Genomic DNA, 8,571 nt, shown 5'->3' on the forward strand with positions numbered 1-8,571 from the left:
TCCGCTCATCGAGCGTGGGGTCGAGGATGACCATGATTTCGTATGGACGCATAAGGAACCCATCACCTCCTATGGTCGTGTGCGGCCACGGCTTGTCCGTGGCAGGAGGGTCGCCTGCGTCGGCAACCGGCCCAGGCTACCTGAGCGAAGGCTGAGCTGCGAAATCGCGCGGTGAACGAACCGCCGGTCAGCCGCCCTCCGCGGTCCGCTTGATGGCAGCCAGGGTGACCGGGATGCCGTCCTTGGCCGACCGCGTCCGGATGGCGATCTGCTCGTCCGCGCCGTCGCCGTACCGGTCGTGGAAGCCACGGATGCCTTCGGGCTGGAACGCCCACGACTCGGTGAGCCGGGTGCCGCCAACTGGGTCGTCCACGGGCTCGATGCTGAATCCCCAGCGCACCCACCCGTCGTTCACCAGCCACGCGAACTCGCGACCGGGCTCGGCGGCCACCACCCGACTCCGCGTCTCCCACGTTCGTTCCGCTGTCTCGTTGCGACCGGTGAAGTACGCGCCCACCGTCGGGCCTCCGCCTTCGTCCCACCAGCAGGCGCGGCACTGCGGACTCCACTCGCCCATCCTGGTGACGTCGGCGACCAGCGCGTAGAGCTGGTCCGCGCCGGCATTCACCAGGACGGAGTCGCTGAATTCGAGATCGGTCACGGTTTCCAGCCTGCCACACCCGATCACACCGACGGTGTCACCTCGGCCGATAGATCTGCCGAATCGCCAACGCCCACAGCTTCATCACCGCGATGTCGCGGAGTAGCGCCGTCGTCGTGAACCCCGGCGTCAGCCCGGCCCGCTGGACACCAGGCGGTCGTAGGCGGCGAGCACCTCGACCACCGGCAGGACCGCAGCCCTCGGGTCCTTGGCATCGTCGTCCCAGCGCCGGACCATGACGGCTTCCTCGGCATTCGGGTGTGCCCGGAACGCGGCGACCTCCTCGTCGCTCATCGGTCCACCCTGACGCACCAGCGAGGCAACCGACGCCGGGCTGAGGTGGGCGTGATAGTCGGCGTCGACGGCGACGAGGTAGCGCTTCGCCGGAACGTGCTGCGCAATGATCCACGCAGCCCGCTCACCGAGGTGGCATCGGGCGAACTCGGCGCCCGACAGCTCGTGTGGCAGCTTCGGCCACTGCGCGTGCACCGGTCCAGCCCGGCCGATGTCGTGCAGCGTCGCCGCCAACAACAGCTCGTCGTCGACGCCCGCCTGTTTGGCGTGCCACCCGGTCTGCAGGGCATGTGCGCGTTGGTCGACCGCCTCGCGACCGTACGGCAGCCCGGCCAGGCCGTCGATGAGCGCGGCCAGCGCGTCGCGAGAGATCCTCACCGTTCCTCCTGAATCTTCAGCGTGCTGACGAGTTCCTCGGCGAGCTCACGGGTCGCAGCGACCACACGTCCGAATGGTGGTCGCACCCGGTGCAGGGCAGGGGTCGAATTGGTTACCTCAACACAAACATCGGGTATGCATTCGGCGCACCCTGCCGCACGAATTGCTGTGAGGTGGTCCGGAATTCAGCCCGTAACGGGCATGACGCACAGCGACCGCGCGCCATCGAACACCGGCCGACCAGCGGCGGGCGGATGCGCGATTGCCCTTCCTCAGGCGGCGCCCGTGAACCGGGCCGCCGTCACTGCGCCGGGGTCAGCTCCGGCTCGGACTCGGTCTCGGGCGCCTGGACGACCGCGGGCCGCTCGCTGGGCCGCAGCCACGACGGCAGCCAACGCGGCGGTGCGTCTGGCGCGTGCTCGAAGACCCCACCCGAGGGATCGTCGACGCGTCCCCCCGAAGAACCCCCGTGGCGGACCAGGTCCAACTCAGGACGGTAGATCTGGCGGATCACCAACGCGCACAACGTCATCACTGCGATGTCCCGAAGCAGCACCGTCGTGGTGAACCACTGCTCGGGCAGTCCCATCTTCTGCTCGCCAAACAGGTACAGCATCCTCGGAACCCAGACCAACGCGTCGACCGTCATCCAGGCCAACAGGATTCGACGTTGCGGCAGCGCCAGGACCGCCAGCGGAACCAGCCACAGCGAATACTGCGGACTCCACACTTTGTTGGTCAGCAGGAAGGCTGCGACGACGAGGAAGGCCAGCTGCGCCAGCCGCGGACGCTCCTTGGCGGTCAGGCCGACGTACGCGATCCCGCACAGGCACGCAGCGAACAGGACCGCCGACACCGCGTTGAGCGCCGCCGGTGGCTGCCAGAATCCCAGATGTGGGTCGAACCCCGGCCAACCAGTGAACGACTTGACGACGTTGTACAGCGAGTCCATGTCGTCACCGCGTCGCGTGTTGAGCCGGAAGAACTCCGACCACCCCCGCGGGAACAGCACCATGATCGGCAGATTCACGACGAACCACGTCGCCACGGCGGCGCCCGCGGTCTTGCCCACCTCGCGCAACCGGCCGGTGCGCAACGCCAGAATCACCATCGGGACGATCAACAGCAGCGGATAGAGCTTCAGCGCGACGCCGACGCCCATCAGGACGCCGGCCAGCGCCGGTCTTCGTCGGGCCCACGCCAGCATCGCCCCGGCCGCGCACGCCGTCGCGAGCGCGTCGAAGTTGGTGAAGATCTGGAAGATCAGCAGCGGCGAGCCGGCGACGAGCGCGGCGTCCCACGGTCGGCGGCCCGCCAAGCGCACGGTCGCCCACACCGTCGCCATCCACGCCAGCGCCAGGCCGAACGCGGCGATGTTGAAGAACATCACGACCTCGGCGAGCACCGGCACCGAGACGAGCTTGGTCAACGCCGTGTACGTCTTGGCCAACGCCATCGACACGTACTGGTAGACACCCGTCAGGACCGGATACTCCATGTACCGCACGGCCGGGCTGCCGTCGTACTGCTTCTGCGGCGCGCCCTCGGCGTCCTTCTCGATCCAGAACGACTTGTACGGAAACTTGCCCTGGCTCAACAGTTCTGCGGTGTAGAGGGGGACGGTGTCGGAGTAGCAGAGCTCGTAGTACGCCCGCTGGTTCTCCCACACGGCGACCCGATGATCGGCAGTGCCGGTGCCGGTCGACTGCAGGCACCCCGCCTTCGTCGTGTACCCGAGTGCCAGGAACAGCAGCGCGATGACGAGCATGACGCGCAGCGGCGTCATGAACCGCGCCCTGCCGATCAGCGCATGCCTGCCGACCGGACCGCCGATCATGCCGGAAAGCGCAGCGCCGATGGTGTCCGTCCGGCTGGGCAGGTCGCGGTCGTCGTCGCTGCGCAGATCCTCGGCCAGCGCCTCGGGGGACACCGTGGGCCGACTCGGCTCGCTGCCGATCACGGCGGAGGCGGCGGCGCGGTGATCGTCGGGGTGGCGGAGGCGGCCGGATCACCAGGAGGTGCTCCCGGCGGCGGCAACGCGATCGTGGTCGGCGGGCCGAACGGGATCGTGATGCCCGGGCCCAACTCGATCGTCGGCTGAATCACCGTCTCGGACGGCGGCGGCGGCGGCGGAGGCGGGGGTGGAGGCGCTGCCGGCGGACCGGCGTAACCGCCGATCTCCGTCGGCTTCGGGAACGTCTCGGTGGTGGTGCCCTGCAAGGCCCCGTCCATCGTCGCCTTCCAGATGTCCGACGGAAGGCCCGACCCATACACCGAACCGCCCGACTTGTTCTCGAGTGGCCTGGTGCCCTCGGTGGTGCCCACCCAGACCGCCGTCGCCAGCGACGGGGTGTAGCCCACCATCCACGCGTCGCGGTTGGCGTCGGTGTCGCCGAGTTGGTTGGTCCCGGTCTTGGCGGCCGAGGGCCGGCCACCGGCCAGATTGTGACCCCGCGAGTAGCCCGCAATGGGCTGCATAGCGGCGGTCACGTTGTCGGCGACGGCCTTGTCGATCTTCTGCTCGCCGGGATCGTTCTGCTGCGACGCGTCGAAGAGCACCTGGCCGTCGGAGCGGACCACCTTCTGCACGAAGTGCGGCCGGTGGTAGATGCCCGAGTTGGCGAGTGTCGCGTACGCCGACGCCATGTCGATCACGCGAGTTTGATACTGGCCCAACACCACTCCGTTGTTCGGCGGGCCACCCTTACCGTCCTCGGACAGGGTGTGCTCCACGCCGGGGAAGCTCTCCGCGACACCGGCTGCGTGCGCCGCGTCGGCGACGTCCTGCGGGCCGTTCTTGAGCTTCAGCATGAGACGGTAGTAGCTGGTGTTGAGCGATTGCTTGAGCGCCTCGGCGATATTGCAGGTGCCGCAACCCTCGCCTTCGACATTGGTGATCTTGATGCCATTGACTTCCACTGGCGAGCTGTCCACCTGGTAACCGAGCCCGATGCCCTGCTGGAGCGCGGCAACCAGGGCGAACACCTTGAACGACGATCCCGTCGGCAATCCGGCCTGCGCGAAGTCGAACCCGTTGGCGTCCGAGCCTCCGTAGTACGCCTTCACCCCACCGGTCTTCGGATCGACCGAGGCGATGGCCGTGCGCATGTCGGGGTCCTGGCCGTCCATGTACTTCGCGGCGGCGTCCTCGGCCGCCCGCTGCGCCTTGGGGTCGATCGTGGTGGTGACCTGCAGGCCCTCGGTGTTCAGCGTCTGCTCGTCGATGTTGAACAGGTCCATCAGTTCCTTGGTGACCTGACGCTCGATCAACCCGTTCGGTCCGGTCGTCTGGTTCTGCGCGCGGGCCAGATCCGGCGACACCGTCGGCGGGAACACCTGTGCCGCGCGGTCGCCCGGCGACAGGGCGCCCATCGTCACCATGCCGTCGAGCACCCAGTTCCAGCGCTCGGCCGACCCGGCGGGATCGACGGCGGGGTCCAGCGCCGACGGCTGCTGGATCAACGCCGCCAGGAGCGCGCCCTCGGCGACGTTCAGCTGCTCGACGGGCTTGCCGAAGTAGGCGGTCGAGGCGGCGGAGATCCCGTACGCGCCTCGGCCGAAGTAGATGATGTTCAGGTAGGACTGCAGCACCTGGTCCTTGGACCAGTCGCCCGACATCTTCGTCGAGATGACGAGCTCCTTGGCCTTCCGGACCAGACCACCCACGCCCGAACGCGCGTCACCGACGAGGGCGTTCTTGACGTACTGCTGCGTGATCGTGGAACCGCCCTGCAGATCGCCGCCGAAGATGTTGTTCTTGAACGCGCGCAGGAACCCCGTGAAGGAGAAGCCCGGGTTGGTGTAGAAGTCGCGGTCCTCCGCGGCCATCACCGCGTTGCGGACCTGCACCGGAACCTGGTCGATGTTGACGTCGACCCGGTTGCCCTCCGGCGGGACGATCTTCGCGAGCTCACTGCCGTCGCTCGCCAGAATTGTCGACACCTGGTTGGTGCGGATGTCTCCTGGCTTGGGAATGTCGACGATCACGTAGGCCATCGCGAAGGTCACGATCGGCAGCAGAATGCACAGCGCCAGTGCGACGTAGGACCCGCGCCGGACCCACTTCCAGTTGACGTGGAACTCACGACGCGGACCCGGTCCCCCTGGCGGGCCGCCTCCGGGAGGAGGCCCCGGCGGTGGCTGCCTTGGCGGCGGCGTGCCGTCCAGGGCCGCCTTGACGACGTCGATCGGATCGCGGTACCGCGGCGGGGCGTCGCGAACGGGAGGGATCACCATCGTCTGGCGATCGTCCGGCCGCAGCGAATCCCTCAACTTGGGGATGGCCCTGGTCACGCCGTCGGACGGCGGCGGAGCCGAGTGCGACGTGGGTGCGACTCCACCGTCAGCCGCTGACTCCTTGCGGACGTCGTCGGCTGACCGTTCGTGTCGCCCTTCGCTATTCACTGGCCGTGCGCGGTCGGCGAGCGCACTGCCCGGGTGCCACGTGCCTTCGGAGGACGAGGTGCACCCAGCACGTACGACTTGACGAGGTGGTTCCACTCGCAGGTTCGGCACACCTCCACTACGTGCACCGCGAACTCGTCGAACTTAGCCGCCAGCATCACCAACTCCTCCGTGCTGCGGGCTGAACCGGACACGGCCCCGAGATGGTCGCCGAACACCCACGACACCAACGTGAGCTGTTCCTTGCGGCATATCGGGCACATCACCTGACTGGGCTTGCCGTGAAACTTCGCGGCGCGCAGCAGGTACGGATTGGCATCGCACACCTCGGAAACGCCCGTGCGTCCCGAGTACACCTCGGCCAGCAGGGACCGTCGTTTGAGCGCATAGTCCACCACCTGTCGCTGCAATCGCACGATGACCAGAGTACGTCGGCCCTCCGCGAGCGGAGCTTCGACTGGGTCACCTCCGGCCGCAGTTCGCCATCTGGTCTGCGGTGATGGCGCGCGAACTCCTACGATCTGTTCGTGGCGACGACGAGGCCCGGGCGGCAGACGGCAGGAACGCGGGCGAAGGACACCGACCGCAACAACACGTGCCAGGTACTCGACAGCGCGCTCAGTGACGGGCAGCTGTCGATGGATGAGCACCGCACGCGGGTGGCGACCGCGACGAAGGCTGCCACGCTGGGTGATCTGCAATCGCTTGTCGACGACCTCCAGACCGAGAACGCCCCGGTGCAGATGCCCGACCTCAAGGAGCCGTCGAGCTTGTCCGGCGCGGGCGGGGGCCTCGGCGTGCGTGCCGCGGTGGCCGGCGTCCTGGTGATACTCGGCATCGCGATCGGTTGGGGGCTCTACGGGAACACCAGCTCGCCGTTGAGCTTCGCCTCCGATCCCGGTGCCAAGTCCGATGGCATACCGGCGAAGGTCATCACGCCGCCGAAGCAGCTGCAGTCGCTCGGCGGGCTGAACGGGTTGTTGGAGCAGATGCGCCAACGGTTCGGCGACACCATGGGGTACGGCCTCACCATCTACCCGGAGTACGCCGTTTTGGACCGTCCCGATCCCACCGACGACCGACGCAAGCTGAGCTACACCTACCGCGGCGGCTTCGACGATCCGTCGACATCGGCCAAGGGCGACGACGACGTCGTCGTGGACCTCGGCGCGTTCGACGTCAAGACCGTCGTCGGCATTCTGCGCGGTGCACCCGAGACCGTCGGCCTCAAGCCCTCGGATGTGAAGGCCGACAGCACGTACCTGAGCATCGACCCGGCCAGGGATCCACACACTCCTGGCGCGCTCGAGCTGCGGGCCAATGTCTCCAGTGACTTCGGGAGTGGTTCCATCACCTTCACTGGCGACGGCACCGTCAAGCGCCTCGACGCAGCCACCAGCTGACCTGCAGAAAGCACACTTGGGTGGCACCGATGTAGCGTCGTATATATCGGCGCGATATAGTTCGGCGAGGTGTTGAATCGTCGTAGCGACCGCGCAAAGGAGGTGATTGGATGCTGGAGCTCGCCATCCTGGGACTTTTGCTCGAATCACCGATGCACGGTTACGAGCTGCGCAAGAGGCTGACGGGCCTGCTCGGAGCCTTTCGCGCGTTCTCCTACGGGTCGCTGTACCCGGCACTGCGCCGGATGCAGGCCGACGGGCTCATCGCCGAAGAGGTGGCGCCGGTGGGAGCCGTCAAGGTACGCCGGGCTCGACGCGTCTACGTGCTCACCGACGAAGGCAAGAACCGGTTCACGGAACTCGTTGCCGACACCGGACCGCAGAACTACACCGATGACGGCTTCGGCGTGCACCTGGCCTTCTTCAACCGCACCCCGGCCGAGGCCAGGATGCGCATCCTCGAGGGTCGCCGCCGTCAGGTGGAGGAACGCCGGGAGGGTCTGCGTGAAGCCATCGCGCGTGCCACCAACTCACTCGACCGCTACACCCGCCAGCTCCACCAGCTCGGCCTCGAGTCCAGCGAGCGCGAGGTCAAGTGGCTCAACGATCTGATCGCGGCCGAACGCGTGGCCGCCCCGGGGCGCTCCGAGACAACCCCCGAACAACAGCCCTAACGCCAACCGCCCTAACGCCAACCCCCTAGAACCGACCGCACCGCAGTGTCAGTACGAGAAGGAGAACGTTCCATGTCTGTACCCAATGAGGCGGCCGCCTCGAACGAAATCCGGGTTGCCATCGTCGGTGTCGGCAACTGCGCGTCCTCCTTGGTGCAGGGTGTGCAGTACTACGACGACGCCGATGAGAACTCGACCGTCCCCGGACTGATGCACGTGAAGCTGGGCAAATACCACGTCCGCGACGTGAAGTTCGTCGCGGCGTTCGACGTGGACGCCAAGAAGGTCGGCTTCGACCTGTCCGAGGCGATCTTCGCGTCCGAGAACAACACCATCAAGATCGCCGACGTGCCGCCCACCAACGTCACCGTCCAGCGCGGGCCGACCCTCGACGGCATCGGCAAGTACTACTCCGAGACCATCGAGGTGTCCGACAGCGAGGCCGTCGACGTCGTCAAGGCACTCAGGGACGCCAAGGTCGACGTCATGGTGTCCTACCTTCCGGTGGGCTCCGAGGAGGCGGACAAGTTCTACGCCCAGTGCGCCATCGACTCGGGCGTGGCGTTCGTCAACGCACTGCCCGTCTTCATCGCCTCGGACCCGGTGTGGGCCAAGAAGTTCGAAGACGCCGGCGTGCCGATCGTCGGCGACGACATCAAGAGCCAGGTCGGCGCGACCATCACCCACCGCGTGATGGCCAAGCTGTTCGAGGACCGCGGCGTGCAGCTCGATCGCACCATGCAGCTCAACGTCGGCG

8 protein-coding genes are annotated in these 8,571 nt (G+C 67.3%); 3 read left to right on the forward strand and 5 right to left on the reverse strand.

Going from position 1 to position 8,571, the window contains the following annotated elements:
- Positions 1-187: 187 nt before the first annotated feature.
- The 5 genes from QOI01_RS30705 to QOI01_RS30725 all read right to left on the reverse strand — a co-directional run bounded on the left by QOI01_RS30705 (position 188) and on the right by QOI01_RS30725 (position 6,153).
- On the reverse strand, positions 188-661 hold the full coding sequence (locus tag QOI01_RS30705) for an SRPBCC family protein (protein ID WP_526387107.1): 474 nt from the start codon (positions 659-661) through the stop codon (positions 188-190).
- A 129-nt stretch (positions 662-790) separates the two neighbouring features.
- Positions 791-1,333, reverse strand: a complete 543-nt coding sequence (locus tag QOI01_RS30710; protein ID WP_526387109.1) for an HD domain-containing protein — start codon at positions 1,331-1,333, stop codon at positions 791-793.
- A gap of 301 nt (positions 1,334-1,634) precedes the next feature.
- Complete coding sequence (locus tag QOI01_RS30715; protein ID WP_526387111.1) at positions 1,635-3,293, reverse strand: glycosyltransferase family 87 protein; 1,659 nt, start codon at positions 3,291-3,293, stop codon at positions 1,635-1,637.
- Positions 3,290-5,737, reverse strand: a complete 2,448-nt coding sequence (locus QOI01_RS30720) for a transglycosylase domain-containing protein (RefSeq protein ID WP_526387113.1) — start codon at positions 5,735-5,737, stop codon at positions 3,290-3,292. Before QOI01_RS30720 ends, QOI01_RS30715 begins: the two co-directional genes overlap by 4 nt.
- Positions 5,734-6,153, reverse strand: a complete 420-nt coding sequence (locus QOI01_RS30725; protein WP_526387115.1) for a DUF5318 family protein — start codon at positions 6,151-6,153, stop codon at positions 5,734-5,736. Before QOI01_RS30725 ends, QOI01_RS30720 begins: the two co-directional genes overlap by 4 nt.
- A gap of 111 nt (positions 6,154-6,264) precedes the next feature.
- On the opposite strand from QOI01_RS30725, the gene QOI01_RS30730 reads away from it, so the two are divergent.
- The 3 genes from QOI01_RS30730 to QOI01_RS30740 form a co-directional block, all read left to right on the forward strand.
- Positions 6,265-7,140, forward strand: coding sequence for a DUF1707 domain-containing protein (locus tag QOI01_RS30730; RefSeq protein ID WP_526387117.1), 876 nt, complete (start codon positions 6,265-6,267; stop codon positions 7,138-7,140).
- Positions 7,141-7,250: 110 nt separating this feature from the next.
- Positions 7,251-7,814, forward strand: a complete 564-nt coding sequence (locus tag QOI01_RS30735) for a PadR family transcriptional regulator (RefSeq protein ID WP_526387118.1) — start codon at positions 7,251-7,253, stop codon at positions 7,812-7,814.
- Positions 7,815-7,886: 72 nt separating this feature from the next.
- Positions 7,887-8,571 (forward strand): inositol-3-phosphate synthase (locus QOI01_RS30740; protein ID WP_526387120.1); only part of this gene is annotated, 685 nt, incomplete at its 3' end.

It is taken from the genome of Mycobacterium sp. (assembly GCF_032162605.1).
GTDB lineage: Bacteria > Actinomycetota > Actinomycetes > Mycobacteriales > Mycobacteriaceae > Mycobacterium.

Excerpts from the sequence above, each read along its gene's own strand:
- QOI01_RS30735 (WP_526387118.1), top strand. The coding sequence starts at position 7,251 with ATGCTGGAGCTCGCCATCCTGGGACTTTTGCTCGAATCACCGATGCAC.